28 protein-coding genes and 1 tRNA gene are annotated in these 25684 nt (G+C 62.6%); 12 read left to right on the forward strand and 17 right to left on the reverse strand.

Going from position 1 to position 25684, the window contains the following annotated elements:
* Positions 1–4: 4 nt before the first annotated feature.
* Together X268_RS14445 and X268_RS14450 are read left to right on the forward strand one after the other, a co-directional pair.
* Positions 5–2008 carry an acetyl/propionyl/methylcrotonyl-CoA carboxylase subunit alpha gene (locus X268_RS14445; protein WP_164937727.1) on the forward strand — a complete coding sequence of 668 codons (2004 nt, stop codon included), beginning with the start codon at positions 5–7 and terminating at the stop codon, positions 2006–2008.
* Position 2009: 1 nt separating this feature from the next.
* On the forward strand, positions 2010–2921 hold the full coding sequence (locus X268_RS14450; protein ID WP_128925576.1) for a hydroxymethylglutaryl-CoA lyase: 912 nt from the start codon (positions 2010–2012) through the stop codon (positions 2919–2921).
* 128 nt (positions 2922–3049) lie between these two features.
* Here the strand turns inward: X268_RS14450 and X268_RS14455 are convergent, their stop codons facing one another.
* The 4 genes from X268_RS14455 to X268_RS14470 form a co-directional block, all read right to left on the reverse strand.
* A complete protein-coding gene (locus X268_RS14455; RefSeq protein ID WP_128925577.1) occupies positions 3050–3976 on the reverse strand; it encodes a dihydrodipicolinate synthase family protein in 927 nt (308 codons plus the stop codon).
* 72 nt (positions 3977–4048) lie between these two features.
* On the reverse strand, positions 4049–5032 hold the full coding sequence (locus X268_RS14460; RefSeq protein WP_128925578.1) for a TRAP transporter substrate-binding protein: 984 nt from the start codon (positions 5030–5032) through the stop codon (positions 4049–4051).
* 25 nt (positions 5033–5057) lie between these two features.
* Positions 5058–6323 (reverse strand): TRAP transporter large permease, encoded by a 1266-nt coding sequence (locus X268_RS14465; RefSeq protein ID WP_128925579.1) that lies wholly within the window; start codon positions 6321–6323, stop codon positions 5058–5060.
* Positions 6323–6931: a TRAP transporter small permease gene (locus tag X268_RS14470; RefSeq protein ID WP_128929262.1), complete on the reverse strand. Its 609-nt coding sequence runs from the start codon at positions 6929–6931 to the stop codon at positions 6323–6325. The genes X268_RS14465 and X268_RS14470 overlap by 1 nt, the downstream gene beginning before the upstream one ends.
* A gap of 229 nt (positions 6932–7160) precedes the next feature.
* On the opposite strand from X268_RS14470, the gene X268_RS14475 reads away from it, so the two are divergent.
* Positions 7161–7844: a GntR family transcriptional regulator gene (locus X268_RS14475; RefSeq protein WP_128925580.1), complete on the forward strand. Its 684-nt coding sequence runs from the start codon at positions 7161–7163 to the stop codon at positions 7842–7844.
* A gap of 136 nt (positions 7845–7980) precedes the next feature.
* On the opposite strand, the gene X268_RS14480 is transcribed toward X268_RS14475, so the two are convergent.
* Genes X268_RS14480 through X268_RS14490 form a run of 3 tightly spaced genes read right to left on the reverse strand, consistent with a single transcriptional unit; the run spans position 7981 to position 10909 of the window.
* Positions 7981–9339 (reverse strand): TRAP transporter large permease, encoded by a 1359-nt coding sequence (locus tag X268_RS14480; protein ID WP_128925581.1) that lies wholly within the window; start codon positions 9337–9339, stop codon positions 7981–7983.
* Positions 9336–9890, reverse strand: a complete 555-nt coding sequence (locus X268_RS14485; protein ID WP_128925582.1) for a TRAP transporter small permease — start codon at positions 9888–9890, stop codon at positions 9336–9338. The genes X268_RS14480 and X268_RS14485 overlap by 4 nt, the downstream gene beginning before the upstream one ends.
* Complete coding sequence (locus X268_RS14490; protein WP_128925583.1) at positions 9887–10909, reverse strand: TRAP transporter substrate-binding protein; 1023 nt, start codon at positions 10907–10909, stop codon at positions 9887–9889. The genes X268_RS14485 and X268_RS14490 overlap by 4 nt, the downstream gene beginning before the upstream one ends.
* A 332-nt stretch (positions 10910–11241) precedes the next feature.
* On the opposite strand from X268_RS14490, the gene X268_RS14495 reads away from it, so the two are divergent.
* Entirely contained in the window at positions 11242–11487 is a 246-nt protein-coding gene (locus X268_RS14495; RefSeq protein ID WP_128925584.1) for a pentapeptide MXKDX repeat protein, read from the forward strand.
* Positions 11488–11620: 133 nt separating this feature from the next.
* Here X268_RS14495 and X268_RS14500 read toward each other — a convergent pair whose 3' ends face one another.
* Positions 11621–11968 carry a DUF6481 family protein gene (locus tag X268_RS14500; RefSeq protein ID WP_128925585.1) on the reverse strand — a complete coding sequence of 116 codons (348 nt, stop codon included), beginning with the start codon at positions 11966–11968 and terminating at the stop codon, positions 11621–11623.
* 262 nt (positions 11969–12230) lie between these two features.
* On the opposite strand from X268_RS14500, the gene X268_RS14505 reads away from it, so the two are divergent.
* The 3 genes from X268_RS14505 (at position 12231) to X268_RS14515 (ending at position 13709) form a co-directional block, all read left to right on the forward strand.
* Positions 12231–12467, forward strand: a complete 237-nt coding sequence (locus X268_RS14505) for a hypothetical protein (protein WP_164937728.1) — start codon at positions 12231–12233, stop codon at positions 12465–12467.
* Between the two features lie 91 nt (positions 12468–12558).
* Positions 12559–12777: a DUF2273 domain-containing protein gene (locus tag X268_RS14510; protein ID WP_128925587.1), complete on the forward strand. Its 219-nt coding sequence runs from the start codon at positions 12559–12561 to the stop codon at positions 12775–12777.
* Between the two features lie 173 nt (positions 12778–12950).
* Positions 12951–13709 carry a hypothetical protein gene (locus X268_RS14515; protein ID WP_128925588.1) on the forward strand — a complete coding sequence of 253 codons (759 nt, stop codon included), beginning with the start codon at positions 12951–12953 and terminating at the stop codon, positions 13707–13709.
* A 207-nt stretch (positions 13710–13916) separates the two neighbouring features.
* On the opposite strand, the gene X268_RS39415 is transcribed toward X268_RS14515, so the two are convergent.
* On the reverse strand, positions 13917–14078 hold the full coding sequence (locus X268_RS39415) for a hypothetical protein (protein ID WP_164937729.1): 162 nt from the start codon (positions 14076–14078) through the stop codon (positions 13917–13919).
* 686 nt (positions 14079–14764) lie between these two features.
* Here X268_RS39415 and X268_RS14520 point away from each other — a divergent pair.
* Positions 14765–15010, forward strand: coding sequence for a hypothetical protein (locus X268_RS14520; protein ID WP_128925589.1), 246 nt, complete (start codon positions 14765–14767; stop codon positions 15008–15010).
* 101 nt (positions 15011–15111) lie between these two features.
* Here the strand turns inward: X268_RS14520 and X268_RS14525 are convergent, their stop codons facing one another.
* Positions 15112–15339, reverse strand: a complete 228-nt coding sequence (locus tag X268_RS14525; protein WP_027574503.1) for a DUF2171 domain-containing protein — start codon at positions 15337–15339, stop codon at positions 15112–15114.
* A gap of 116 nt (positions 15340–15455) precedes the next feature.
* Here X268_RS14525 and X268_RS14530 point away from each other — a divergent pair, with 116 nt between their 5' ends.
* Positions 15456–16742, forward strand: coding sequence for a hypothetical protein (locus X268_RS14530; protein WP_128925590.1), 1287 nt, complete (start codon positions 15456–15458; stop codon positions 16740–16742).
* 33 nt (positions 16743–16775) lie between these two features.
* Here X268_RS14530 and X268_RS14535 read toward each other — a convergent pair whose 3' ends face one another.
* The 6 genes from X268_RS14535 to X268_RS14560 all read right to left on the reverse strand — a co-directional run bounded on the left by X268_RS14535 (position 16776) and on the right by X268_RS14560 (position 23243).
* Positions 16776–16994 carry a hypothetical protein gene (locus tag X268_RS14535; protein ID WP_245477889.1) on the reverse strand — a complete coding sequence of 73 codons (219 nt, stop codon included), beginning with the start codon at positions 16992–16994 and terminating at the stop codon, positions 16776–16778.
* 328 nt (positions 16995–17322) lie between these two features.
* Positions 17323–18768 carry a hypothetical protein gene (locus X268_RS14540; protein WP_128925591.1) on the reverse strand — a complete coding sequence of 482 codons (1446 nt, stop codon included), beginning with the start codon at positions 18766–18768 and terminating at the stop codon, positions 17323–17325.
* A 67-nt stretch (positions 18769–18835) separates the two neighbouring features.
* A complete protein-coding gene (locus X268_RS14545) occupies positions 18836–19678 on the reverse strand; it encodes a class I SAM-dependent methyltransferase (protein WP_245477890.1) in 843 nt (280 codons plus the stop codon).
* A 2-nt stretch (positions 19679–19680) separates the two neighbouring features.
* Entirely contained in the window at positions 19681–21624 is a 1944-nt protein-coding gene (asnB, locus tag X268_RS14550) for an asparagine synthase (glutamine-hydrolyzing) (RefSeq protein WP_128925592.1), read from the reverse strand.
* 6 nt (positions 21625–21630) lie between these two features.
* A complete protein-coding gene (locus X268_RS14555; protein ID WP_128925593.1) occupies positions 21631–22575 on the reverse strand; it encodes a glycosyltransferase family 2 protein in 945 nt (314 codons plus the stop codon).
* Positions 22572–23243 carry a class I SAM-dependent methyltransferase gene (locus X268_RS14560; RefSeq protein WP_164937730.1) on the reverse strand — a complete coding sequence of 224 codons (672 nt, stop codon included), beginning with the start codon at positions 23241–23243 and terminating at the stop codon, positions 22572–22574. The genes X268_RS14555 and X268_RS14560 overlap by 4 nt, the downstream gene beginning before the upstream one ends.
* Before the next feature lie 476 nt (positions 23244–23719).
* On the opposite strand from X268_RS14560, the gene X268_RS39420 reads away from it, so the two are divergent.
* Positions 23720–23896, forward strand: coding sequence for a hypothetical protein (locus X268_RS39420; protein WP_164937731.1), 177 nt, complete (start codon positions 23720–23722; stop codon positions 23894–23896).
* 22 nt (positions 23897–23918) lie between these two features.
* On the opposite strand, the gene X268_RS39425 is transcribed toward X268_RS39420, so the two are convergent.
* Positions 23919–23991: transfer RNA gene (locus tag X268_RS39425), tRNA-Ser, on the reverse strand.
* A 73-nt stretch (positions 23992–24064) separates the two neighbouring features.
* On the opposite strand from X268_RS39425, the gene X268_RS39430 reads away from it, so the two are divergent.
* Positions 24065–24241 carry a hypothetical protein gene (locus tag X268_RS39430; protein WP_164937732.1) on the forward strand — a complete coding sequence of 59 codons (177 nt, stop codon included), beginning with the start codon at positions 24065–24067 and terminating at the stop codon, positions 24239–24241.
* Between the two features lie 6 nt (positions 24242–24247).
* A complete protein-coding gene (locus X268_RS14565) occupies positions 24248–25504 on the forward strand; it encodes a tyrosine-type recombinase/integrase (RefSeq protein ID WP_128925595.1) in 1257 nt (418 codons plus the stop codon).
* Positions 25505–25684 lie beyond the last annotated feature (180 nt).

Below are 25684 nucleotides of genomic sequence, written 5' to 3' on the forward strand. Positions count from 1 at the left end.
TGCGATGGACCGCTCAAAGCTCTACCGTCGTTTTCGCACGCTCCTGATCGCCAACCGCGGCGAGATCGCCTGCCGCGTCATCCGCACCGCCCGCGCCATGGGTCTGCGCACCGTCGCGGTCTATTCCGAGGCCGACCGCGACGCGATGCATGTCGCGCTCGCGGATGAGGCCGTGCTGCTCGGGCCCGCACGCGCCCGCGACAGCTATCTCAATGCTGAGCGGCTGATCGAGGCCGCCCGCAAGACCGGCGCCGAGGCCGTGCATCCCGGTTACGGCTTCCTATCGGAAAATGCTGAGTTTGCGCGAGCCTGCTTCGACGCCGGGCTGGTGTTCGTCGGCCCGACCGCCGGAATGATGAATGCGATGGGATCGAAATCCGGCTCAAAAGAGCTGATGGAGAAAGCCGGCGTGCCGCTGGTGCCGGGCTATCACGGCGAGGCCCAGGACGACGTGACGCTGGCGAAGGCGGCCGAGAAGGTCGGTTTCCCAGTCCTGGTGAAGGCCTCCGCCGGTGGTGGCGGCCGTGGCATGCGCATCGTGCGCTCGGCGGCCGAGCTCGGACCTGCGATCGTCAGTGCCAAGCGCGAGGCCCTGGCCACGTTCGGCGACGACCGCATGCTGATCGAGAAGTACGTCGACAATCCCAGGCACATCGAGGTGCAGATCATCGGCGACAGCCATGGTAATCTGCTCTCGCTGTTCGAGCGCGAATGCACGTTGCAGCGCCGGCACCAGAAGGTGATCGAGGAGGCGCCGTCACCGACGCTGAACGCTGCCCAGCGCGAGACGGTCTGCGCCGCCGCGCGAAAGGCGGCGGGCGCGGTGAACTATGTTGGCGCCGGCACCATCGAATTCGTCTCCGACGGCAAGGACGTGTTCTTCATCGAGATGAACACGCGTCTGCAGGTCGAGCATCCCGTGACCGAGCTGATCACCGGGATAGATCTCGTCGAATGGCAGCTGCGCGTCGCCTTCGGCGAGGCGCTGCCGCTCAAGCAGGACGAGATCAAGCTCAACGGCCACGCAGTCGAGGCGCGCGTGTACGCGGAAAACCCGACCAAGAACTTCATGCCGTCCGTGGGAACAATTTCGACCTGGCGGCTGCCGGCCGAGACGGGAGGCCTGCGCATTGACGCCGGCTATCGCGAGGGCGATATGGTCTCGCCATATTACGACGCCATGCTCGCCAAGATGATCGCGTGGGCGCCGACGCGGGATGTCGCGATCGAGCGGCTGAACCGCGGGCTGGAAGAGTCCGACGTTCGCGGCATCGTCACCAACATCCCGTTCCTCTCGGCGCTGATGACGCATCCGAAGGTCCGGACCAACGCGATCGACACTGGTTTCATCGAGCGCGAGCTGGCTGTTCTGACACAGGCCGCGCCGGCCCCCGGGGAACTGGAGCTGTGCGCGGCGGTTGCTGCGATCGTCAACGAGGAGCGACAGACGGCGCAGGCGGAGGCGAATTCGCCCTGGCAGACTTTCGGCTGGCAGCCGGTCGGCCGCCGCCAGCGCAGCTTTACCTTCCGCGTCGGCCATGGGCCCGAGCAGAAGATTGTATTGAACTATGGCAGCGGGCCGTCGACGCTGGTGATCGGCGAGCGCGAGCTCGCGTTCGCAATCGCGCCGCGTGACGGCGGGGTCGATCTCACGCTCGACGGCGTCAAGTCGTCGGTCGCGGCGGTGATCGACGGTCACGAGCTGTACCTGCGCACCCGCAACGGTCGTTTCGACCTGCATTGGGTCGATCCGTTCGGCGGCGAGAGCGAGGAGCATGTCGGTGAAGACAAGATCGCGGCCCCCCTGCCGGGCACGGTCGTCGCCGTGCTGGCCGAGGAGGGCGCCAGGCTCGACAAGGGCGCGCCGATCCTCACCCTCGAGGTGATGAAGATGGAGCAGACGCTGCGTGCGCCCTATGCCGGCGTGCTGAAGTCCGTCAAATGCAAGGTCGGGGACATCGTGCAGGAGGGCGTCGAACTCGCCGTGGTCGAGCCTGCAGGAGAGTGACATGAGCGACCAGGTCCGCATCATCGAAATGGGGCCGCGCGACGGCCTCCAGAACGAGAAGACTCCCGTCAGCGTCGAGGCCCGCATCGCCTTCATCGAGGCGCTGGTTGGGGCCGGCCTCGATACGGTCGAGGTCGGCGCCTTCGTGTCGCCCAAGGCGATCCCGCAGATGGCGAGCTCGGATGCCGTGTTGCGCGGCGTTAACCACCTGACGCGGGCGGAATTCCACGTGCTGGTGCCGAACGAGAAGGGCTACGACGGCGCGCGGGCCGCGGGCGCGAAGGTGGTCTCGGTGTTCGCTGCGGCCTCCGAAGGCTTCTCGCGGGCCAACATCAATTGCACAGTCGCGGAATCCATCGAGCGCTTCAAGCCGGTGCTGGCGCGCGCCAAGGCCGATGGCGTCAAGGTGCGTGGCTATATCTCCTGCGTGCTCGGCTGTCCGTTCGATGGCGAGATCAAGCCGAAGGTGGTGGCCGATCTCGCGAGCACGCTGTTCGACCTCGGCTGCTACGAGATCTCGCTCGGCGACACCATCGGCGTCGGCACGCCAACCAAGGCCAAGGAGATGCTGCGCGCGGTTGCCGCCAACATTCCCTCAGCCAGGCTGGCGATGCATTTCCACGACACCTACGGCCAGGCGCTTGCCAACCTCTATGCCGGGATGGAAGAGGGCGTCCGCGTCATCGACGCCGCGGCCGGCGGCCTCGGCGGCTGTCCCTATGCGCCGGGCGCGACCGGCAATGTCGCGACCGAGGACGTCGTCTACATGCTGGACGGCATGGGCGTCAGGACTGGCGTCGATATGGACAAGCTGTTGGCGGCGACGAACGAGATGAGCAGCGTGCTTGGCAAGCCGCCGGTGAGCCGCGTGGCGTCGGCGCTGAATGCAAAGAAGAAGCGGGCGGCTTCATAGTCTTCCGTTATTGCGAGCGTAGGTGCCGTAGGGTGGACAAAGGCGCGTAGCGCCGTGCCCACCATCTTTCTCAATCATTGGCAGAAGGTGGGCACGCGTTCGCTTTGCCCAGCCTACGAGACCTGCCGTTAAGCCGCCTTCAGGCCGACATCCGGCAGACGCGGCCGGTTCTTGAGCGCCTTCGCCATCATGCCCTCGACCTCGGCCTTCTCGTGCGGCAGCAGCGCGAGACGGGGCGGGCGGGTCAGTGCGGTGCCGCGGCCCATGAGGTGCTCGCACAGCTTGATGCACTGGACGAGGTCGGGGCGGGCATCGAGATGCAGGAGCGGCATGAACCATTCGTAGAGCGGCATCGCTTCGGCAAAGCGCCCGGTCTTGGCGAGGCGGAACAGCGTCTCGCCTTCGCGCGGGAAGGCGTTCGACATGCCGGAGACCCAGCCCACGGCGCCCATGGCGACGCTCTCGACGATGACGTCGTCGAGGCCCGCAAACAGCACGAAGCGGTCGCCGACCATGTTGCGGGTGTCGATGAAGCGGCGGGGGTCACCCGAAGAATCCTTGAAGCAGACCACGGTCTCGACGTCGGCGAGCGAGGCGAGGATGTCCGGGGTGACGTCGTTCTTGTAGATCGGCGGATTGTTGTAGAGCATCACCGGCAGGTCGGTCGCAGAGGCGACGGCGCGGAAATGCGCGGCGGTCTCGTGCGGCTTGGACGAATAGACCAGCGCCGGCATCACCATGACGCCGTCGATGCCGACGCGTGCGGCTTCCTTCGCGGTCTCCACCGCGAAGGCCGTGGTGAATTCGGCGATGCCGCACAGCACGGGCACGCGGCCCTTCGCGACCGCCTTCGCGGTCTCCATGATCGCGACCTTCTCCTTGCGCTCGAGCGAGGTGTTCTCGCCGACCGAGCCGCAAACGATCAGGCCGGAGACGCCGTCGCGGATCAGCCCGTCCATCACCTTCGCGGTGGCGTCGATGTCGAGCGAGAGATCGTCGTGAAATTGGGTGGTGACGGCCGGGAAGACGCCTTCCCAGGAAACGCGGCGGCTCATTGATTGACTCCAAGTAAGATTGCCGGCGGGGGGCTGGATCCGCCGGGCGTTGTGAAGAGGATGGCGGTGGGATCAGAGCGTTGCGCCGACCTTGCGCAGCTCGGCGAGAACCGGCGCCTTGGGCAGCCAGATCTTGTCGAACTCGGCGATCACGGCCTCGGTGTCCCCGGCCGGCACCTGTCGGATCGGGATCGGTGCATTCTTGAAGTTCTCGATCAGCGCGGGCTCGTTGCCGGCAAGCTCGTCGATCTGCGCGTCCAGCGTCGACTTCACGAGCTTGGTGATCAGCTCGCGGTCAGCCGGCGGCAGCGACTGCCAGACCCGGCCAGAGACGACGGCTGCCATCGGCATGAAGACGGCATTCATCTGCAGGATCACTTTCGACACCTTGTCGAAACGCTGGTTCCAGGAAAATTCGAGATCGGCCTCGAGGCCGTCGACCTGGCCGTTGGCCATGGCATCGAACACCTGCGGAGTCGGGATCGGCGTCGGCGCTGCGCCAAGGGAGGAATAGAAATCGCGGTAGACCGGCGTCGGATTGATGCGCAGCTTCATGCCCTTGATGTCGGCGAGCGTATTCAGGTCCTTGGAGGAGAACACCGCGCGCATGCCGGTGATACCCCAGCCGAGGCCGATCGTGCCGGTCTCCTGCGGCAGCACCTCGAACAATTTGACTGCGGCCGGGTGCCGCACGAATTTCGCCACCGACGATGTCGAGCGGACGATGTAGGGCGCGTTGATCGCGGCGATGTGCGGCACGCGCGAGCCGAGCTCGGCGGCCTGGATGAAGCCCATGTCGAGCGCTCCCGACTGCAATTGCTGCATCATCGCGGTCTCGTTGCCGAGCTGACCGGAGTGGAACACGGTCAGGGTCAGGCGGCCATTGGACGCGGCCTTGAGCTCGTCGCCGAACTTCAGCGCGGCCTTGTTCCAGGAATGGCCGTTGGGCGTGATCAGGCCGAGGCGGAATTCCTTGGCCTGGGCCAGCGCCAGCGACGGCGCGAACACCGATGCGGCGGCGCTGGCGGCGAGAAAGCGGCGACGGGAGAGCGGCATGGTCGGGGTTTCCTTTCGGATAGGCTTATTTGACGAGGATCAGCGAGAGCGAGGGGTAGAGCGAGAGCAGCACCAGGAGGACGCAGGAGATGACGAAGAAGGGCAGCGTCACCATGAACATCTTGCCGGGCTTGGCGCCGGTGACGGCGGCCGCGACGAAGAAGCAAAGCCCGACCGGCGGCGACAAAAGGCCGAGCACGAGGTTGATCACGACCACGACGCCGAACTGCCGGGGATCGATGTGATAGACCTCAGTCGCAACGGGCAGCAGGATCGGCACCGTCATGATCAGGCCGGGAATGCCGTCGATGACCGTGCCGATCACCAGCAGGATGACGTTGCAGACCAGCATGAAGCTGACGGGATCCTTGGCGGCGGTCTGGATCCAGGCGGCGGTCTCCTGCGGCACCTTGCCGAAGATCAGGACCCAGGAGAACACCGCGGCGGCCGCGACCAGGAACAGCACGATCGCCGAATAGATCGCACTGCGCAGCATCATCTGCGGCAGCTGCGAGAACTCGAACTCCTTGGTCCAGAATTTTCCGACCAGGGCCGCGGCAACGGCACCGACGGCCGCCGATTCCGTCGCATTGGCGAGGCCGCCGAGGATGGTGCCGACGATGACGATCGGGATCAGCAGCGTCGGCGACGTCCGCAGGATCGTCATGACGCGCTGGCGCGGCGTCTGATAGTCCGCGCGCGGATAGTTGTAGATATAGCCCATCAGTGCGATGACGAGACAGAACATCACGGTGAGGATGACGCCCGGCACGATGCCGGCGATCAGCATGTCGCTGACCGAGACCTGCGCCAGCACGCTGTAGACCACGAACATCACCGACGGCGGGATGATCGGGCCGAGCATGCCGCCATAGGCGGTGAGGCCGGCCGCGAAGGTCTTGTCGTAGCCCTTCTTCTCCATCTCCGGCACCATGATCTGGGCCATGATCGCGACCTGCGCGGTCGCGGATCCCAGGATGGACGAGATGAACATGTTGGCGAGGATGTTGACGTAGGCGAGCCCGCCCTTGAGCGAGCCGACGAAGGCCATCGCCATGTCGACGATGCGCCGCGTGATGCCGCCGCCGTTCATGATCTCGCCGATCAGGATGAACAGCGGAATTGCAATCAGGCCGTAACTGTCGACGCCGCCGAACAGCTGAAGCGGGTAGGACTGAAACAGCACCGGATTGCCTGAGGCGGCGATGTAGACGAGCCCGGCGAGACACAGGCAGAGCCCGATCGGCACGCCGACCAGCATGAAGGCCATGAAAGCCGCCGACGTGATCATCAGTTGACCCCGTCGAGCTCGGAGAGCTGAAAGCCCGTCAGCGGCGTGCGCGGGACCAGCCCGAGATCTTCCAGCAGATTGGCGAGGCCGTGGATGGTCATCGACACCGCGAAGATCGGCAGCGTCAGATACATCACCCAGGTCGGCCAATTCAGCGTCTGGGTGCGCTCGGTGTAGAGGAAGTTGAAGGTCTCGGCCGCGAGCTGGCGCCCGTCGAAGCCGGCGAGCGCGAGGCCAATCGGGTCCATCCAGAGCACGCAGGTGACGGTCAGGGCGATGCCGAACACGACGACGAGGCCGGTCGAGATCACCTTGGCCGTTTTTTGCTGCCGTGGCGACAGGCGCTCCGTCAGCATGGTCCCCGCGAAGTCGAGCCGCAGCCGCGTCATCGCCGATGCGCCGATGAAGGTCAGCCAGACCACGCAATAGACGGCAGACTCGTCGATCCAGTAGATCGGGAAATGCGAGTAGCGGGTGACGACGTTGACCAGGATCAGGCCGGTGAGCAGATACATCAGGCCCATCAGCGCTAGGCGCTCGAAGGCGAGCAGGGCGCTCGACATCCGGACGACCGTACGTCGGAGGCTGAGCGCGCGCGTGGCCGGCATCGTCTGCTCGATCATGAAAGAGGCCCCAACCCCAAAGAATTGTCGTGCGATTGCCAAATGTATAATTTATACATTTTGGGAGTCAAACGGAGATTGCGGTCATTTCGGCGGCAGGGCGCGCTTTTGCTGGGCACTCGCTTTGCGGAGTGCTCGGCTTTTGCCGGGCACCTCAACATGCAAGACAGGGACCGTGTCGGCGGAACGAGTCGGAAGGACAACAGAAGGTCAGATGAAACAGCCTCTGAAACACCGCACCCTGTCGGCTGCGATCGTCGATCAGCTCCGGCAGGCGATCCTCGACGGCACCTATCCGGCCGGATCGCAACTGCGCCAGGATGCGCTCGGCGAGGCCTATGGCGTCAGTCGCATTCCCGTGCGCGAGGCGCTATTCCAGCTCGAAGCGGAAGGGCTGGTGCGGATCGTGCCGCAGAAGGGTGCCATCGTCTCCGAGCTGTCGCTGGACGAGATTAACGACGTCTTCGACCTGCGCCGCATCCTGGAGCCGCGGCTGCTGGCGCAATCGGCGCCGCGCTTCACCGCGGAGGACTTCCAGGGGCTAGACGACATCCACAAGAGCTTCGAGAAGGCGATCAAGGCGCGCAATGTCAGCGAATGGGGCCAGCTCAACGCCGACTTCCACATGGCGCTCTATGTGCACGCGCCGCAGCCGCGTACGCGCGCGATCGTGCTGTCGCTGCTGCAGACCAGTGACCGCTACACGCGCCTGCAGCTCTCCAACACCAAGGCGATGGGGATAGCGGAGAAGGAGCACGCCGAGCTGATCGCACTCTGCCGCACAGGGAAGGTCGAGGACGCCTGCCGGTTCCTGGAGCGGCACATCGAGGCCGTGCGCAAGGATCTGTTGCAGGTCGTCGCGAACGCGCCAAAGGGGCGGCGGAAGGAGAAATCGTAGGCTGGACAAAGGCGCGTAGCGCCGTGCCCACCGTCCCTCCGTGATCGCCCTCAGGCGGTTGGCACGCTTCCGCCTTCGCTCTTCGAGCTACGGCGGGCAAGTCGCTTTGCCCATCCTACGGCAGTCGTGATTGTCGCTACCTGCTCCCGTCCGGTCCCATCACGAGATCCGGCAGCCAGGTTGAAATCCCCGGCACGAAGCAGAGCAGCAGCACTGCGAACATCATCAGCAGCACGAACGGCAGGGTGCCCCAGATCACCTCGCGCAGGGGAATGTCAGGCGCGACGTTGCGGATGACAAAGATGTTGAGGCCAACCGGCGGATGGATCAGCCCCATCTCCATCACGATGGTCATGACCACGCCGAACCAGATGATGTCGAAATTGGCGGCGCGCAGCGGCGGCAGGATGATCGGCGCCGTCATCAGGATGATCGAGACCGGCGGCAGGAAGAAGCCGAGCACGACGACCATGACGAGGATCGCGAACAGCAGCTCCCAGCGCGGCAGGTGCATTGCAACGATGGATTCGGCGACCGATTGCGAGATGTGCAGATAGCTCATCACGTAGGAGTAGAGCAGCGACATGCCGATGATCATCATCAGCATGGTCGATTCTCGGATCGTCGATTTCATGATCGGAGCGAGGTCGCCCGGCCGCCACACGCTGTAGATCGCCGCGATCAGCGCCAGCGCGAGGAGGCCGCCGAGGCCCGCCGTCTCCGACGGCGTGGCGTAGCCGCCATAGAGCGCGATCATGACGCCGGTGAGCAGCAGCACGAACGGGATCACACGCGGCAGCACGCTGAAGCGTTCGGCCAGCGTATACTCGTCGCGGGTCAGGATCGCGGCCTCGGGGCCGCCGCTCTTGTAGATCGCTTCGGCGGCCGCATATTCCCGGCGGAAACGGATCACGGCGTAAGCCCCGAACAGCGTGACTAGCAGCAGGCCCGGCCCGATACCGGCGAGGAACAGACGCCCCAGCGATTTTTCGGCGGCAACCGCGAACAGGATCATGGTGATCGAGGGCGGCAACAGGATGCCGAGAGTGCCGCCGGCGGCAATGATGCCGGCGGCAAAGCCGCCGGAATAACCGCGCTTGCGCATCTCGGGAATCCCGGCCGAGCCGATCGCCGAGCAGGTCGCCGGGCTCGAGCCCGCCATGGCCGCGAACAATGCGCAGGCGAACACATTGGCGACGCCAAGCCCGCCAGGCACGCGATGCAGCCAGGCATGCAGAGCCGAATAGAGATCCTGGCCCGCGCGCGACTTGCCGATCGCCGCGCCCTTCAGGATGAAGAGCGGGATCGACAACAGTGTGATCGAGGCCATCTCCTCGTAGACGTTCTGCGTCACCGTATCGAGAGAGGCTGAGGGCATGTAGATGCCCATGAACACCACCGCGACCGCGCCGAGCGCGAAGGCGATCGGCATCCCTGAGAACATCACCAGCAGGGTCGCAATGCCGTAGGCGAGGCCGATACCGAAGACGCTCATGGTCGCTTGGCTCCGGTGAAGGGCAGCGCAAGCTGCACGAGGATCTGGAGGCAGAGCAGGCTCATCCCGAGCGCCATCAGCGAGTAGGGGATGGCGAGCGGCGGCGACCACATCGAGTTGGAGACCTGGCCATCGACATAGGCCTCATGGGCCAGTGTCCAGGACTTCCAGGTGAAGAAGGCGCAGAACAGGAATGTCGCGGCATCGACCAGCCAGAGGCGAACCTTGTTCGCGAACGGCGACAGCAAGCCGACGAAGGCTTCGATGCCGATATGACCGCGGTTCTGCTGCACATAGGCCGCTGTCATGAAGGTCGCACCGACCAGGAGGAACACTGCGGCCTCGTCCTGCCAGTAATTGGCGGCCTTGAACAGCGCACGGCTCAGCACGCTGTAGCTCAGGATCACGCAAGCGGCGACGAGGGCGACCGCGGCGAACACCACGATGATGCTGTTGACGATGGCAAGACCGCGATCGACCGCTGCCGCAAGGCCCGACCTTGCGACAGTGTTGGCCGTGTCGTCACGATCCGGAAGCGGACCGTGGCTCATGCGGCGACGTCGGTGGCGAGCTTGAGCAGGTTAGCCGCGGTCGCGGTCTTGGCGCTGTAGTCCTTCCAGGCGGTGTCGCGGGCGATGTCGCGCCACTTGCCGACGGTCGCGGCATCGAGCGCCGAAACCTTGGCGCCGGCCTTCTCGTAGACCTTGGCCACCTCGACGTCGTCATCCTGCGCGCCCTTGCGGCCGAAGGCTTCGAGCTCGGTGCCGACGGCGAGCAGGATGTCCTGATGGTTCTTCGGCAGCTTGTCGAAGATGGCCTTCGACATCATCAGCGGCTCGAGCATGAACCAGTAGGAGGCGCCTGCGCCTGATGTCAGCGACTTCGCAACCTCTTCCAGACGGAACGAGATCAGGCTGGTCGACGACGTGATGCCGGCATCGCAGGCGCCGGTCTGCATCGCCGCATAGATTTCGTTGGAGGGAACCGACAGCACCGACGCGCCGGCGGTCTGCAGCACCATGTCCATCTCGCGCGAGCCGCCGCGAACCTTCATGCCTTTGGCATCTTCCGGCGCGACGATCGGCTTGGAGCGGCTGGCGACGCCGCCGGCCTGCCAGACCCAGGTGAGCAAGATGATGCCCTTGTCGGCGAGGAAGTCGGTCAACGCCTTGCCGACCGGCTCCTTCTTCCAGCGCAGGCCCTGGTCGTAGGTGGTCACCAGGCCCGGCATCAGGCCGATATTGGTCTCCGGCAGCTCGCCTCCGGCGTAGGGCATCGGATAGAGGCTGATATCGAGCGCGCCCTTGCGCATCGCCGAGAACTGCGCGTTGGTCTTGATCAGTGAGGAGTTCGGATAGATCTCGGCAGCGATGTCGCCATTGCTGCGCTTGGCAACTTCCGCCGCGAACACGCGGCAGAGCCGGTCGCGGAAATCGCCCTTGTCGATGGTCCCGCCCGGGAACTGATGTGAGATCTTCAGTGTGGTCGCGGCCTGCGCGGTCCCGATGCCGAAGCGCAGGATGGCGGGCGCGGCGACCGCGGTCGCAACCAGATGGCGGCGCGTAATCATGGTTTGATCCCCTTGAACGTTTCTTTGGACGGTTCTTGCTTGGCGTGATTGGGCGGGTCGTGGGTGACCGGTGTATAGGCCCATCCTAGCCGGTCTTTCGCCCGATATTCTCTCATCTGATAGTTCGAGATGGAATGCCGCGGCAAGTGCCGGACATGCTGCGCTGCACACGTCCGATCTCGGATACGCGCGCGAGACTATGCCGAACGGCGGAGGGTGGAGGGCCCGTCAAAATTTATCGGAGGCCGCGTAACAACGTCGGCTGGCGATCCGTCGAGCTTGGATAGCGGCCTCCGTCGCTGACAAACACCATCTCGAAGGGAAGATGAACCATGACTATTCGCACCCGTATCATGCTCGGCGTCTCGGCTGCCGCTCTGTCGCTTGGCCTTGCGCTGTCGCCGGCCGCTTTTGCCCAGGACAAGATGGGCAAGGACGACGGCATGATGAAAAAGGACACGATGGCCAAGGACGGCATGATGAAGAAGGACACCATGTCCAAGGACGACGGCATGAAGAAGGATCACATGTCGAAGGACGGGATGAAGAAGGACGACGGGATGATGAAGAAGAACTGATCTTCGTCCATTCACGATCGCGGCGCTCGGCAAGGAGCGCACGCGCACACGTTCGGGGCGGTCACCTGGACCGCCCCAAATGTGTCCTGCTTCAATTTGAATTGAACGCGACCTCCGCAGGTCTCGCGTCAGGTCACTTGCGCTTGGCCTTGCGGGCCGCGTAGCGCGCGTCGCGCTTGGCCTTCTGTTCGGCTTCGAGGGCTGCCTGTCTTTCGGCGGCTTCCTGCGCCTCGCGCGCGATCCGCGCGGCTTCAGCGGCTTTGGCCTCTTCCTCGACGCGCTTCTGCTCGGCCTTTTCGGCCTCCCGCGCAGCCTTGGCCTCGGCGCGCTTGGCGGCGAGTGCCTCGCGCTCAGCGCGGCGTGCGACAACCGCCGGGTCGTCGGGGCCCGGCTGCGATTTAAATTTGTTCAAAAGGTTTTTGCGGGCATCCTGCGCCGCCTTTTGCCGGTCTGCGAAGCCGGGTTCCCTGAATCCACTCATCGACGAGCCTTGTCTTCCTCGCTTTCGATCCTAAATCACTGCGTGTTGGTAAGTCGGCTGGGCATAGCAGGCGCCACGCGACGCAGAAGCGTGTACATCGCTGCGCGTCGCGAAGCCACCCATAATCGCAGCCGATCAGGTCAACGAAAATCGCCATCCCCGACGATCTCTCGTAGCCCGGAAAAACTGCCGAATTGTGATGTCCCTCATAAGGGACCGCGAGGGCGACGCCTAGCGTCCCGCCCCGATACGGAGCACGGGCATGACGATCTCAAGATTCAGCCTGAAGGCACTCGCAATTGCCGTCGCCCTGGTGGCCGTGACCGGTGCCACGCTGCTGCTCGCGCGCCCGCAGCCCATCGAAAGCGCCGTCCTGGGGGCCGGCTGGGAGTGCACCCAGACCGCGTTCGTGCTCACAACCTGCGCACCGCGAGCCCAGCAGGCGATCCCGGCGGTCGAGACCTCGCGTAAGGAAGCGATCCGGGCGACCCGAGGCTGAACCCTAACGAGCTTGGCCGAAGCGGCTGATCGGGATGTGACGGGACGTCGCAGAGGTGATAAGCCGGGGGCGCCCGTGCGATCAGGTAGCCATGTCCACGTCCGAGCCCGAACCGGGCGAGAAGCCGACATCCCGGCCGAAGCCTCCATCCGGTGACAACCGCCGCGGCGCGCTCGCCGGCTTGATCATCGCGGTTGTGATCCTCGGGATCGGCTGGTGGCTCGCACGGGACCTCACCGCGGCCAGCAAGATGCAGGACTGCCTGATGTCGGGCCGGAGCAATTGCAACGTGATCGAGCCCGCGCGCTAGAGCGGCTCCAGCTGACCCCTCGGGCCGAAAAAAGCCCTGATCTTAATCATTTGTAACGGGACTTCGCCGACCAAAGCAGGTCAGCTATGTCAGCCGGCATCAAGTCTGGGGCGATCCGAATCGTTTATCGCGCTGGACACCACGGCAATCGAGAGAGTAGGGGGCAAGCACGTATGAGTGCGTCCAGCCGCATGAAGATCATCATTCCCTTGGTTTCGGCCATGTCGCTGCTCGCGGCTTCGGCCCAGGCTCAGGATGCCAGGCCATCGAGGGACGCTGGCCAGCCCGCGGCCCGTCCGAGTGCGGGAGCGGCGTCCCCGACCAATCAAGAGATGCACAGGGGCCCGCAGCAGCGGCAGGCGGTCCAGCCAGCGCCGCAGCCGGATAGCCGGCCGCGCAACGCGGGCGGCTCGCCGCCCGGACGCAATTATGCCAGGGGCCCCGCGCCGACGCGCGATTGGGACGGACAGGCCTATCGCGGCAACCGCGCCTGGGACGGTGGGCGTTGGCGCCACGAGGTCCGCAACGGCCGCTCGGGCTGGTGGTGGGACGTTGGCGGCGTCTGGTATTATTATCCGCAGCGCATGGCTGGCCCGCCCGCCTACATCTCGGAGGAGTACTATGACGACGTGCCGGTGGTCTACGCTCCGCCGCCGCCTCCGGTCGCCTATGCGCCGCCGCCTCCGCCCCCGCCACCGGCTGATCCCGGCGTAAGCGCGCTTGGGGGCGCCATCGTCGGTGGCGTGCTCGGTGGACTGATCTCGGGCAATACCACAGGGGCTGCCGCCGGCGCGGTTCTCGGCGGCGCAACCGGCGCCATCGCGGGCGCTACCGCCGCATCCCAGCCCGGCTATTACTGGGCGCAAGGCAATTGCTACTACCGTTACCCGGATGGGCAGTACGTGGCGGCCGATCCGCGGGCGTGCCGTTGAGGCACTGCTTGCATCCTGATCTGAGAGAGGCGGGCGAAAGGCCCGCCTCTTTTTTTGTCCTCTTGGGCGATTGTCCGGATGGGTTGGCGCTTCGGGCTGTGCCGTTTGCGGCGGGATCGAACTGGGGCAGGTGCTGCACGGCCTAATGCACGATCCGGCAGCGAGACGTGTTCGCGAAAGCGCTTGCGCGCGACCGATCGCCTTGCGTCAAGATACCAGCCAGTTGAAGAACGCGATCGCGCCCCAGACCAGGCCGGCGATCCAGGCCAGCATCACGATGCCGATGCTGCCGAGATAGGCGATGCGGAGCAGGTCGCTCTTTTGCCGTTGCGTCGGGGCGTTGGCCGAAGCTGCTGCTTCCTGTGTCATGACGGAAAACACCATTGATGCCTTCGCGCGCTGCTGAAGCGTCGAGGTGTTGTTTAACCGAGATGGCAGGCCAAGACTGTGACGCCATTCACAGATCGCCTGAAAGAAACCCGGCCTCATGGCTTCGTAATCAGCGCATGCAAAGCGGCGACAGGGCCGGCGCTCGCTCAGCCCGGGAGGTCAGGGGGGGCGTCACCCCGCAATCATACGGACGAAATTGCCATGCGCTTGTCCAGATGGCCGGCTAGGGTCCACCGCATGTGTAGCAAGTATGACGCACAGCGTGAGGCCGAGGCCGCAATGAAGCGTGCCGCGGCATCGGAAGGTGCCGACCGGCAGCGCCTGATCGAGCTCGCTTTGGCCTGGCACGAACTCGCGCGCGATCGGCGCGACGAGCGGGCGGACTGAGAGCATTCTCGGAAGGAATTCGGCGGGACGGGGCGAGGCCGATCAATCGCCGGCCAGCATGAGAAAGCCCCGTGCTCAAGGGACAAGCACGGGGTCCTTCAAAGCCGATCGGGGCTGGCAGATCGGCACCACTCGATTTCACGCCATCAACGTGCCGGCCGTGATCTCGTTCCACGTCGCCTTCGCATTTTGTTGCGCCGTCGTTCGATCTGACCGGTGTGGCGCGCTTCACTCGTCTGCGAAGGGGAACATTCATTCTTTGCGGATGTTGGCTGGCTATGACTGACCCAGAGTTACGCGCACAGTCTTTCGAGATCGCCTGGAAATACCTCGACCGGTCCGGCCTGCTCACGGGAGAGCAGCGGGAGTCAGCCCGCTTCATCCTGAACAGGATCGACCGCATGATGCTGCGAGGCGAGCGGCGCAGACTGCTGCTGTCGAATGCCGCGATCGATGCGTACCGCTTGCGGCCGGTGCTCGTGACGCTGAATGCGGACAACCGGCTGGGCGAAACGCAGCATTAAGAAATGTGCCGCACTGATTTTGCCGGTCCCGATTCGTGCTTTTGGAACGAAGCGGAGTTGGATCGTGAACAAAGAAAAAGCTCCCGAAGGGGCTCAGTGTCTCAGGCGGCTTCCGTCTTCGGTACCGCATCGGCATTCACCGAAAGCTTGACGACATCGCCTTCGACGGCACCGACATATTTCGTGTCGATATAGTGGTGATGGTCCTTGTGACCTTCCGGGCTGTCCTTGCGCGTCAGCTTGATCCGGTTGCCCTCGACGCGGTCGACGGTGCCGACATGAGCCCCGTCCTTGCCGATGATTTTCATGTGCTCTCTGATATCAGCCATCTCGTCCTCCTTGCTCAGGTCTTAACTGCGAATATCGGCGTTCGTTGCACCAGGCGCGCGTTGGATCCGAGACGCTCTCGGAACGTTGAAATCCGATCGGATCTGCCAAGACGCGCATGGAGAGCATTCAGGCCTATCTGGACCGCAAGCACGAGGAACTCAGGCTGTTGAACGACTGCCTGAGACATCGGCTCGATGTGCCGCGTCCGCAATCGGTCGACGAGGTCGTCAGGTCCAAATTTCAGCTCACGGCGGCGCTGAGGGCGGAGCACGAGCTGCACGAGTGGAAGGCGACGGAGACGGCCTGGTCGCATACGAGCGCTCCCGTCAGCGGGCCTTTTGCGTTCAGTTACGACTACCAGCGGGCCGATCTGTCGGTGCGCGGTCCTTCGTTCTATGAGCTCGACCGCGGCTGCACGAGCACCGCGCTCTATACGGCCTCAGGCATGGCTGCGATTTCCGCCGTGCTGCTGGCCTCCGCGCAAATCGTCGAGAAGGCCGATATCCTGGTGCTTCCAGGCTCCTACGGCGAGACGCTGGAGCTGATCCGGAGCCTTGTTCCTCATCTGCGGCTCGTGGCTTTGAGTCTGCCGCTGGGCGATGCGTTTGCTGCAGCGAATTCGCCGCGAATTCTTCTGTTGGATTCCTGCTCCTTCGCCGGCGCCTTCGAGGCGGCGCTCGGACATGACGGCTCGGGTCTCGATCTCCTTGTGTTCGACACGACATGTTTCACCGGCAGGGCAGGCCGGATCAGGCGTGTGCTGCGGTGGGCCCGGCGAAACGGAATTCCTGTGGTCCTGGTGCGAAGCCACAACAAGCTCGACTCGCTCGGAGCGGAATATGGCCGGCTCGGCTCGGCCGTGTTCGTCCACGGCAACGAGCACCGGCGGCGGGAACGGCGCCCCGACTGGACACGTCTCGCGGCCGAAACGCGCAACGCGGTGCGACTGCTCGGCGGCGCGGCATTGCCGGCACACTTCCCGCCCTTCGTCGGCAGCGCGGTCTATTGGGTCCTTACGAAACGGCGTGTTGCGGCGATCTTGCGCAACGGCCGAAGCACGGCGCGATGCTTTACGGCGAAGCTCCCGGCGCTCTCCGGCGAGCTCCATTTCGCCCACGGTCTCTACGTTACCTTGCGGGGAAAGCGCCCCCTCGACGAAGCGAGCGCGCGGCAGGCCGCCGAGGACATGAGCAACGAACTGCGCGAGGAGGGCTTTCCCATCCGCCATGCCGGCAGCTTCGGTTTCGATTTCGCAGCGACCGAATGGTTTCACGACGCGACCACGGACCAGTATAGCGTCCGAGTGGCGGTCCCGGATTTGCCGAGCGAGCTTTGGGATGATCTCGCCGCGGCGATTGCACGGTGGTGGCGGGCCTATCAGTTGGCAGGTGATGGAGGATGAATGTTTCGCCGACAGCCGAGGAGGGCGCCGCGATCAGTCGACCGCCAGGCAATGCTCCCGCTGCGGCTTGTCGTGCCCGCGACGCGCCCACTCCTGAACGGCGAAGGCGAGGTGATGCTGGCCCATCGCGGCTCCGACGATTGAGGCCTGAGCCACCTTGATGGGCTTTGTGACCACATTGGTGTTCACGACACCTGCGTCGATTGCCAAATACGACATCGCGACGATCGCCACGGCAGATGCGATCGCCATTCTCGTCAACTCGGATAGCTGCATCAAAAAACCTGTCGGGCACATCCCGCCCGGCGCTTAGATAGGGCTGATCGGCGCCGTTCAAAGGCCGCAGGATGGTTACCCACGCGTTCGTGAAAGGCCTTGATTGGTAAATGACACTGGCGATCCCGGCAGAGGATATTTCGAGGTCGAAGGACGCGCCGATGAACCAGGCGCAGGGTCGCCAGGGAAGTCCGCTGCAGCGACTAAAGCGCGATGCGATTAGGATGAATCGTCATCGCGCTTTAGGTTGTTGTTGATTCATGATCTTTTCGGAAAACCGCTGCGCACTTTTCCGGATCACGCTTTAGGTCGGACATTTTGGCAGTTGATTGGTATCCGCCAGCTGCTTGGCGCGCCAATCAATGCCCCAGGTGCTTGACGCGCGTTCCAGGTCCGTCTGTGTGATCTCGGGATGATGCTTGCAGATCTCGCCGACCGCGTCGCGGTACTTCGCTTCGACTGTGCTCGCAATCACCACGGTTTCCTTGATCAAAGACCCCGTGTTCTTCAGGTAGGGTATGATCGCGCGCGAACTAACAACACCCAACACGATGGCAAGGGCAATATTCAAAGCGGTGCGGGTGGCCTGATCGCGGGTTCGCGTCCAGTGCCGCGCAAGAGCCAAAGCTCTCCCAATGCTGTTTATCGTTTCTCCAGCAATCAAGCCCGCGATAGAGCAGATTGCCATGAAACTGTATTGCCCGGTGAAATGGTGAATGTGTGTGTGCTGAAACATGACGTAGTACCAGGAAAATCCGCCAGCCAGCAAAATGAGCGCTGAAATGGCGGAGCTTCGCTTGTGAAACCATAGCATGATGAGCACGCAGGCCGCGGCCCATGCAAACAGCTTTAAATCGATATTGTAGGCCCACTCCAGGCGGTATTTGACCAGGAACGGATAATTGGACCAGTCCGCGGCGAACATGAACTTTTGGTCCGGAAGCCAGGCGCCGCCGGGGACACGAGCATCGACTGTTCGGGCGGCAAGGATCTCGAGCAGTCGTAACCCTCCGCTCCTCATCCCTCCCGTAAGCGACATCACCATGATCATCGTAAGGCTGGCCGCCGCGAGCGGAGGCGTCGAGATCATGGCGATGTCGCGGAGGCGGGGTCTACCCCGGTACTGCCACCAGAGCCCGACCATGATGATCCAGGACGACATGTAATAGAACCAGTAGTTCATACATGTAAGGAACATCGCCACCAATGCGCCGACGAGATACGCGCGCACGTTCCTCTTTAGATAGAGGACGAACAGCAGCAGCGTGGCGTTAAAGAAGAAGAATTCGAACGGCATCGTATGCGTGACGCCGGGAAAGAACAGAAAAAATTGGGACAGCGCGAGAAATGACAGTGCAAATGCCGCGACAAGCAGGTCGCTGAACAGAAGATAGACCCAGAAGAAGAAGCAGAGCGCGCCGACATCAAACAAAACGATCGAGAGAATCTCCAGTGGCAGCGGCGTCGTTGCGCCAGCGCGCACAAACAGTTCCGCAACCAGCAGGAAGAAGCCAGGATTCCGAACATCGTAGATCGGCAGATATGCATCAGGGGCGCCAGGGCTGACTCTGGCGAGGGCGCGCTGGTGCATGTTGACGAGATGGCTTTCGTAATCGGGTTTGTCGACGATCCACCCGATTGCCGCCACCTCAGGCTTCAGCCGTAGCCAAGCGAAATAGTTGGCTACCGACAGAGAGATCAACACCAGGGTCGCAGCAAACAGAATACGGGCGGTCTTGATTGCGTCCAATTGCATTCCTTAGACCGCTTGGTGGATGACAACGTCTCGATGGCTTCAGTGCTCGCCGGATGGATGTCTATTTCGATCCACAGACCGTCCACGAATATCCATGCCGATGGTGCAACCGTACATTGGTGAAACCTGCGTCGCAAAGCAAGGCTTCGGCCTCATCGCGAGAATAATATTTGGCCCATCGCGGGTTGATCTGATCGAGAATGACGAGGCGGCGCTCGGCAGGTGAAAAGCGCATATAAACGTTCGAGAGATAATCCGACAGAGGTAATGCGGGCATGAGCCGAGTGAGAGCCGCGTAGGCCAGAACCACGGGATAGAGCAGCCACGACAGGCCTTCGTTCACGACGACCGGCAGGTTGCGTGTGATCAAGCGCGCCGGGACGAAGATGCTCTGATAGGCGCGGCTGCCTTCGCGGCCGTAGAGCCAAACAAGCATCTGGCCGCCCGGCCGCAATGCCTCATACGCGGCCCGCACAACTGGCTCCGGTTCCGGAATATGATGAAGCACGCCGATCGACAGCACGACGTCGAAGTCTTCCCTTGGAATGGCTTCGCCCGTCACATTCAAACAGCGTACCCGCTCGCCGGCGTAGGCGGTATTGCGGACCAGCACGTCGTAAGCCTGGCTCGGTTCGATGGCGGCCACCGACGCGGCGCCGGCTGCGAGCATCATCAGGACAATTCGCCCCGTACCTGATCCAATGTCGGCGCATTTGCGGTCTTTGATATCTTCGAGCGTCAGAAACGGCGCGATGATATCGGCCAGCAATTCGACGCTGCCGTAGTAGTCCGGATTCTCCGTATGGCGCGTCCATTGCTCTCCGAAGTCGCGAATCGTCTGATCGCGATCGCTGTTTCTTGCTGCCGGATCGTGCTGCATTATGTCGGTACGTTCCCTTTTCATTGTCACGTCCCGACGCCGATCATGGTCAGATCGGCCGAGGTGGCCGAGCTGGATACCACACTACGCGACAATGTTCTTGAGATCCCGAAATGCAGGATCGGCCAAATCGCATAGGAATGGTCGCGCCGATGCTCGGCGTGTTCCCGCCAAAGTCGCCGCGCCTCGTCCGGTACGATGAAGGGGGCGAGGGCGTCGGCTTCGCGTTCAAAAATTCGCTCGGCGGTTGGCCGCAGCTCGTGGCGGAGCAGGCTGGCCAGCGGTGCATTGAAGCCGCGCTTGGCTCCCTCGGTGACGGCGCTGGGTGCTCTCAGCCGGCGGGCGAGTCGCCGCAACAGAGCCTTCTTTTCTCCCAGCCGCGAAAGCAGCAGATCGGCATGGCAGCGCCCCGCAAAGTCCATGATCCGCCGGTCGAGAAACGGGACTCTTAGCTCGAGTGAGTGGGCCATGCTCATAGCGTCAGACTTCAGCAGAAGTCCGGCCGGCAGGTGCCAGCGCTGGTCGGCAACCAGACAACGATCGATGAGATCGCCTTCCGCGTTTGCAATCTCGGCCTTGTAGCCGTGGAACGGATCCTCCTGGAGAAGTGGGCGCAGCGCACTGCCGTACAGTTTGGAAAGCATGAACTGCGGGACGTAGCGGCGCCAGCAGGCATGCGCCTCGTGCGGACCAGCCGCCATGCCGAAGGCAAAGCGGGATGCGATGGCAGGCAGCGGGAGCCGCTTTTGTCCTGCCGCACCGAACCCGTAGAACAACCGGCCGACCCAGTTCCAGGCGCCTGACGGCAGAAGCGGGCCGATACGGGCCGCCCATTTCGATGCGGCATATGTCGGATAACCGGCAAAAAACTCATCGCCGCCGTCACCCGTGAGCGCCACCGTGACGTTCTTTCTCACTTCCTGTGAAAGCAGAAGCAGCGCCAGCGAAGCCTCGTCGCAGGATTGACCATCATAGTGGTGGACAACCGTCGCCAACAGGTCGCCGAGATCGGCGCGCATCTCGATTTGAACGGAGCGAAGCTTGGCCCCGATCGCATCGGCCACCGTTCGTGCGAGGGGCGTCTCGTCGAATTCCTGGTTGGCGAAGCTCGCTGTGAACATCGGCAGCTGGCCGTCGGACCGATCGGCGCCCAAAGCGACAAGCGTACTGTCGATTCCGCCGCTGAGCAGCACGCCGACGGGGACGTCGCTCACCAGCTGGTCGGAAACAACCTTGCTCCACAATTGCTCGAGCTCGACCGTCGCGTCGCCGATGTCAGTGATTTCACCAGTTCTGGTCGGTCGCCAAAATCGCCGTTCGGACCGCTTGCCCTCGCAGTAGGTGACGACGGTCCCCGGCGCAATCTGGTGTACCCCCTCGAAGGTGGTGTCCTGTGGGCCGACATAGCCCATCGCGAAGAACGCATGAAGCCCCTCCGCCGAGACCTGGCGGGGCTGATCCGGATCGGCGAAAATGCCTTTTATTTCGCTCGCGAAGCGAACCACTCCGTGGTCTTCGGCATAATAGAGCGGCTTGATGCCGATGCCGTCCCGCGCCAGGATCAGACGCCGCTCGTCCCGATCCCATAGCGCGACGGCGAACATGCCCTCCAAGCGATCGAATATCCGATCGCCCCATGCCATGTAGCCCAGCGGAATGATCTCGGTGTCGCAACTGGTTCGGAACGTGAATCCGAAATCGCGCTCCAGTTCAGCCCGGATTTCCCGATCGTTGTAGATCTCGCCATTGTAGCTGACGATGACCCGACCAGAGGGATCGGTGAAGGGCTGCCGCCCATCGGCGCTGAGATCGCGGATCGCCAGCCTGGCATGGCCGAGCGCTATTCCCGGAGCGATCAAGATGCCGCTGTCGTCTGGGCCGCGATGGTGCAGAGCGGCGATCATGGCGCGCACTGATCTCTCGCATGCGAGCCTGCGATCGTTCGAATAGATGCCCGCAATGCCGCACATGATGCCTCAGACGCGCGTCATGCGATTTTCGCGAAGCGGCGGCGCTTCGTTGGGGCTGCCGGACTCGTAATTCTCCCGCTCCATTCGCGATGACTTGACCATGATCTGGCGGAGCAGCACCGCCAGTAATCCAAGCGAGAAGATGATGACGGACGAAATGATCCCGCCGACCCCGACGAAGAAGAACACGTTGAGCTTCGCGATCAGCGCGAGGGCAAAGCTGGCAAGCGAGGATACGAGCACGATGCACGCCAGCAGCGCGAACATCTTCAGCGGATTATAGTAGATCGCCGCTTCCACGATGTACTGAAGTGTCTTCATCGAGTCGCGCAGCAACCTGACCTTAGATTTTCCCCCCCGCCTGTGATACTCGATCGGGATGTACGCCACGAACTTCCCGGTCATCATGTAGGCTAGCGTCATCGATGTGGTGAAGCTAAAGGTGTCGCAGAGATGGTCGAAGTATTCCAGCACGCTGGACCGCTGGAACACGCGAAGGCCGGAGTTGATGTCCGGGATGGAGCGTCCGGCCGTGAACTCGACCAGGAAACGCAGCACCCGACGCAGCGGCATTTTGATGAGCGATTCGCGGTAGTGCTTGCCACTGCGCGCGCCCACGACCATGTCGTAGCCTTGGTTGTACCGCGCGAGGAGATCCGGAATGGCTTCGATCGGGTAGGTCCCATCGGCATCGTTGATAATGATCGTGTCGTAGTGGGCGGCCCGAATCCCATCCTTCAATGACCGGCCGTAGCCTATGTTGTGCGGATGGCGCAGCACGCGCGCTCCGGCCGCCTCGGCTCGAGCCGCAGTCTCGTCGGAAGAGCCGTCATCGACCACCACGACTTCATACGGGCCGATTGCACCATTGGACATGACCTGTCGCAGGCGTGCGATGGTCCTGCCGATCTCGTCCTGCTCGTTCAGTGCAGGTATGACGATCGAGATCATCGCTTGCGGCCTACCGCAATGACCGACTGGCCAAAGACCTTCCTCGTCGCGGGGTCGGCAAGCCGCGAGAGCGGAACGAGCCATTTGTCGAACAGGACTATCTGCGAATTGACTGCCTTGTCGTTGAGCGAGCCATGGCGAACGGCGCGGTTGGCGAGCCAGCCAAGTCCGCCTATCGAATTGAAGTAGTCGCAGCGAACGACCTCGAGCCCGGCATCGGTCAGCCGCGATCGCACCTGGGCCCGGCTATAGCGGCGGTAATGGCCCGCCATACGGTCGAGATCGTTGAAGAGAAGCTCCAGAGCCGGAACGATCACGAGGAGATGGCCACCAGGCTGAAGCGCCCGGGCGAGGTTCGTGACTGCCTGGCCATCGTCCTCGATGTGCTCGATCACGTTCAGGCACACAATCGTTCTCACCTTGCGCTCGTTGGCGAGCGCGACGAATTCCGGACTCGTGATGTCCGAAACGCGCAGATCGAGACCGGGAAACCGCTGGCGTCCTTCCTCGACCGAAGCCGGGTCGATATCGATACCAATATAGTCGCCGTAGCCGCGCAACACGCTGGCATAGCTGCCGTGTCCGACACCGATTTCGAGCACCGGCGCGGCAAGGTAATCCGAGAACGAGGCGAGAATCCACGAGATGTAGTTCTTCGCATCAGCCATCGCGGACGAGTATGTCTCCGCACCCTTAAGATTGGGTACGGACGCTATCCGGGCTTCACCCATCCTCGCATCCTAAACGTGATTTTAGCGCTTCCTTAGTCGCATACTACATAGGGCCAGGCCCGTCGAGCCCGGCCACCGACCTTGGATCACACCCAATCCCGGCCAGGAGCAGCCTCGGTAGGAACCCGGTTGTGCAGACCAGGGGCAACTTTCTTGACGGAACTGGCGAAGCTACGCACGACGCCCAACGACTCCCGAATCCACTGGCCAGTATCGAGTTGCGAAGATGGAGAAGTCGGACAGCCGTCACGCATGGGCCGAACATGGGCCGAAGAAGATATCGCTCAGTACGAGAAGTGGCATGCTCCCGATACGAAGGCATGATCGGCGCTGAGCTGCGTTCTCAGCCGGGCATGCGAGGTCCGATGTCGTGAGCATGGGCGCCAGCACATCAAGAGCGCCGAGAAGGCGAGTTGCTTGCGTCGCTGACCACGATAAGGGACGAGCCGAAGACGATCGGGGAGGCGCAGCTCTACATCGACGAAGCCAGCCGAATCGTGCTCGCCGAGCGAGCGGGCGATCAGACGATCTCAAGCGCAGAGATTGGCAAACCGATGAACAGTTCGCCGAAAACGGGCGTAAGGCATTGAAAAACAAAAGGTGAAAACGAACTGGCGATCCCGGCAGGACTCGAACCTGCAACCCGCGGAGTAGAAATCCGCTTTCATTTCTTGATTTTACTATCAAATTTCGCGTCATGTTGCGCCTTTGTCGCGCCTACCGTATACTCCCGGCAATTCTCAAGGCGAGGGTGCGACATGTCGATTGAAGATGAAATCGAACATCTTTTTTGGGGAGCGATCGAAACATTTCCGCAGGACAAACGCGATGCAGCGAAGAATTGGCTCGCGCAACGCATCTCAGCTTTTGAAACGATCGACGCGGCCCAGACTGATGAATTGAGGGCTAGCATTCTTCCCGATGGAGAGGAGTGAGTCGCAATGTCGATCAGGAAGCGGGTGTGGACCACGGAGAGCGGCGAAGAGCGCTCGGCTTACGTCGTTCAATATTCAACGGCTGAACGGGATGCCCGCGGAAAGCGCAAGCGCCACATAAAGACCTTCGATCGCAAAAAAGATGCCGAGGACTTCCAGGCGCAAGTCCGGATCGATGTAAAGAAAGGAGTTCACACTCCTACAAGTCGTAGCATTACGGTCGAGCAAGCTGGCGACCTATGGATCGATGGTTGCGGCGATCTCGAACGTTCGTCAGTCGATCAATACCGCCAGCACCTGAAGTTTCACATCAATCCATATCTCGGGCCTTTGAAACTTGCAGCGCTGACAGTTGCGATTGTTCGAGAGTGGCAGGACAAGCTTCGCAACGGTATTCCCGCACCGGGGCAGAAGGTCGGCGAGGTTCGTTCAGCGACAATGGTCAAGAAAGTCACCACTTCGCTCTCCAGCTTGCTCAGCGACGCACTGGAACGCGGGAAGGTGGGGCACAACGTCGTGCGTTCGATGACCGCGAACCGCAGTAGAAAGCGCAAAGTCGAACGTCGACAAAAGCGCAAGCTGGTTATCGGGCGAGATATTCCCGAACCGCGGGAGGTGGACGCGCTGTTGCAGCATACCAACAGCGAGCGTTGGCGCGCATTCTTTCTTACGGCTGTTCGCTGCGGCCTGCGCGCCAGCGAACTACGCGGGCTGCGCTGGCAGGACGTCGATTTCAAAAAGAGCGAACTGCATGTTCGCCAGCGCGCTGATCGGTATAACACCATTGGCAATCCGAAGTCGGCCGATAGTCAACGAGTCGTTCCAGTCCCGCCTAAGACGCTCGCCGCGCTCAAAGCATGGAAACTGCAATGTCCGAAGAATGAAGCCCAGCTACACCTGGTTTTTCCGAACGGCTCCGGAAAAGTCGAGACTCACTCGAACATCATCGAACGCGGGATTATCCCCGCCTGGGAAACGGCCGGCATCACGGTGCCAATGCTGGATGAAGGTGGGAAGCCGCAGCGAGATGAGAAGGGCAGGCCAGTCGTACGAGCAAAATACACGGGTGCGCACAGCCTGCGGCACTACTTCGCCAGTTGGTGCCTCGCTCGGCCTCCAGTCGGTCTCGGCTTGAACCTGAAAGAGCTATCGGAGCGGATCGGTCACGCGTCTATTCAGATCACAATCGACACATACGCGCACTTGATCCCGCGAGCCGATCACGCCGAGGAATTGGCCGCGGCGGAAGGTAAATTTGGTTAGGATTTTTTAACCGGCGCCATGTTTTAGTATTTTCACGTAGTTTCTAGCGGAAGTAGTCAAGCGTTTGCCGGGATGGCAACGACGGACGGGATGTCCTAGCGCTTTGGTGAAACCCGAACGACCGGGATGGTCGAGAGCGAACCAGCACAATATGTGCTCGCGCCTCGGCTATTTTTTTGC

Origin of the sequence: Bradyrhizobium guangxiense (genome assembly GCF_004114915.1) — a bacterium.
GTDB lineage: Bacteria > Pseudomonadota > Alphaproteobacteria > Rhizobiales > Xanthobacteraceae > Bradyrhizobium > Bradyrhizobium guangxiense.

Coding starts and splice junctions, on each gene's coding strand:
- X268_RS14445 (WP_164937727.1), top strand. CDS start 5: ATGGACCGCTCAAAGCTCTACCGTCGTTTTCGCACGCTCCTGATCGCC.
- X268_RS14450 (WP_128925576.1), top strand. CDS start 2,010: ATGAGCGACCAGGTCCGCATCATCGAAATGGGGCCGCGCGACGGCCTC.
- X268_RS14455 (WP_128925577.1), bottom strand. CDS start 3,976: ATGAGCCGCCGCGTTTCCTGGGAAGGCGTCTTCCCGGCCGTCACCACC.
- X268_RS14460 (WP_128925578.1), bottom strand. CDS start 5,032: ATGCCGCTCTCCCGTCGCCGCTTTCTCGCCGCCAGCGCCGCCGCATCG.
- X268_RS14465 (WP_128925579.1), bottom strand. CDS start 6,323: ATGATCACGTCGGCGGCTTTCATGGCCTTCATGCTGGTCGGCGTGCCG.
- X268_RS14470 (WP_128929262.1), bottom strand. CDS start 6,931: ATGCCGGCCACGCGCGCGCTCAGCCTCCGACGTACGGTCGTCCGGATG.
- X268_RS14475 (WP_128925580.1), top strand. CDS start 7,161: ATGAAACAGCCTCTGAAACACCGCACCCTGTCGGCTGCGATCGTCGAT.
- X268_RS14480 (WP_128925581.1), bottom strand. CDS start 9,339: ATGAGCGTCTTCGGTATCGGCCTCGCCTACGGCATTGCGACCCTGCTG.
- X268_RS14485 (WP_128925582.1), bottom strand. CDS start 9,890: ATGAGCCACGGTCCGCTTCCGGATCGTGACGACACGGCCAACACTGTC.
- X268_RS14490 (WP_128925583.1), bottom strand. CDS start 10,909: ATGATTACGCGCCGCCATCTGGTTGCGACCGCGGTCGCCGCGCCCGCC.
- X268_RS14495 (WP_128925584.1), top strand. CDS start 11,242: ATGACTATTCGCACCCGTATCATGCTCGGCGTCTCGGCTGCCGCTCTG.
- X268_RS14500 (WP_128925585.1), bottom strand. CDS start 11,968: ATGAGTGGATTCAGGGAACCCGGCTTCGCAGACCGGCAAAAGGCGGCG.
- X268_RS14505 (WP_164937728.1), top strand. CDS start 12,231: ATGACGATCTCAAGATTCAGCCTGAAGGCACTCGCAATTGCCGTCGCC.
- X268_RS14510 (WP_128925587.1), top strand. CDS start 12,559: ATGTCCACGTCCGAGCCCGAACCGGGCGAGAAGCCGACATCCCGGCCG.
- X268_RS14515 (WP_128925588.1), top strand. CDS start 12,951: ATGAGTGCGTCCAGCCGCATGAAGATCATCATTCCCTTGGTTTCGGCC.
- X268_RS39415 (WP_164937729.1), bottom strand. CDS start 14,078: ATGACACAGGAAGCAGCAGCTTCGGCCAACGCCCCGACGCAACGGCAA.
- X268_RS14520 (WP_128925589.1), top strand. CDS start 14,765: ATGACTGACCCAGAGTTACGCGCACAGTCTTTCGAGATCGCCTGGAAA.
- X268_RS14525 (WP_027574503.1), bottom strand. CDS start 15,339: ATGGCTGATATCAGAGAGCACATGAAAATCATCGGCAAGGACGGGGCT.
- X268_RS14530 (WP_128925590.1), top strand. CDS start 15,456: ATGGAGAGCATTCAGGCCTATCTGGACCGCAAGCACGAGGAACTCAGG.
- X268_RS14535 (WP_245477889.1), bottom strand. CDS start 16,994: ATGGCGATCGCATCTGCCGTGGCGATCGTCGCGATGTCGTATTTGGCA.
- X268_RS14545 (WP_245477890.1), bottom strand. CDS start 19,678: ATGAAAAGGGAACGTACCGACATAATGCAGCACGATCCGGCAGCAAGA.
- asnB (WP_128925592.1), bottom strand. CDS start 21,624: ATGTGCGGCATTGCGGGCATCTATTCGAACGATCGCAGGCTCGCATGC.
- X268_RS14555 (WP_128925593.1), bottom strand. CDS start 22,575: ATGATCTCGATCGTCATACCTGCACTGAACGAGCAGGACGAGATCGGC.
- X268_RS14560 (WP_164937730.1), bottom strand. CDS start 23,243: ATGGCTGATGCGAAGAACTACATCTCGTGGATTCTCGCCTCGTTCTCG.
- X268_RS39430 (WP_164937732.1), top strand. CDS start 24,065: ATGTCGATTGAAGATGAAATCGAACATCTTTTTTGGGGAGCGATCGAA.
- X268_RS14565 (WP_128925595.1), top strand. CDS start 24,248: ATGTCGATCAGGAAGCGGGTGTGGACCACGGAGAGCGGCGAAGAGCGC.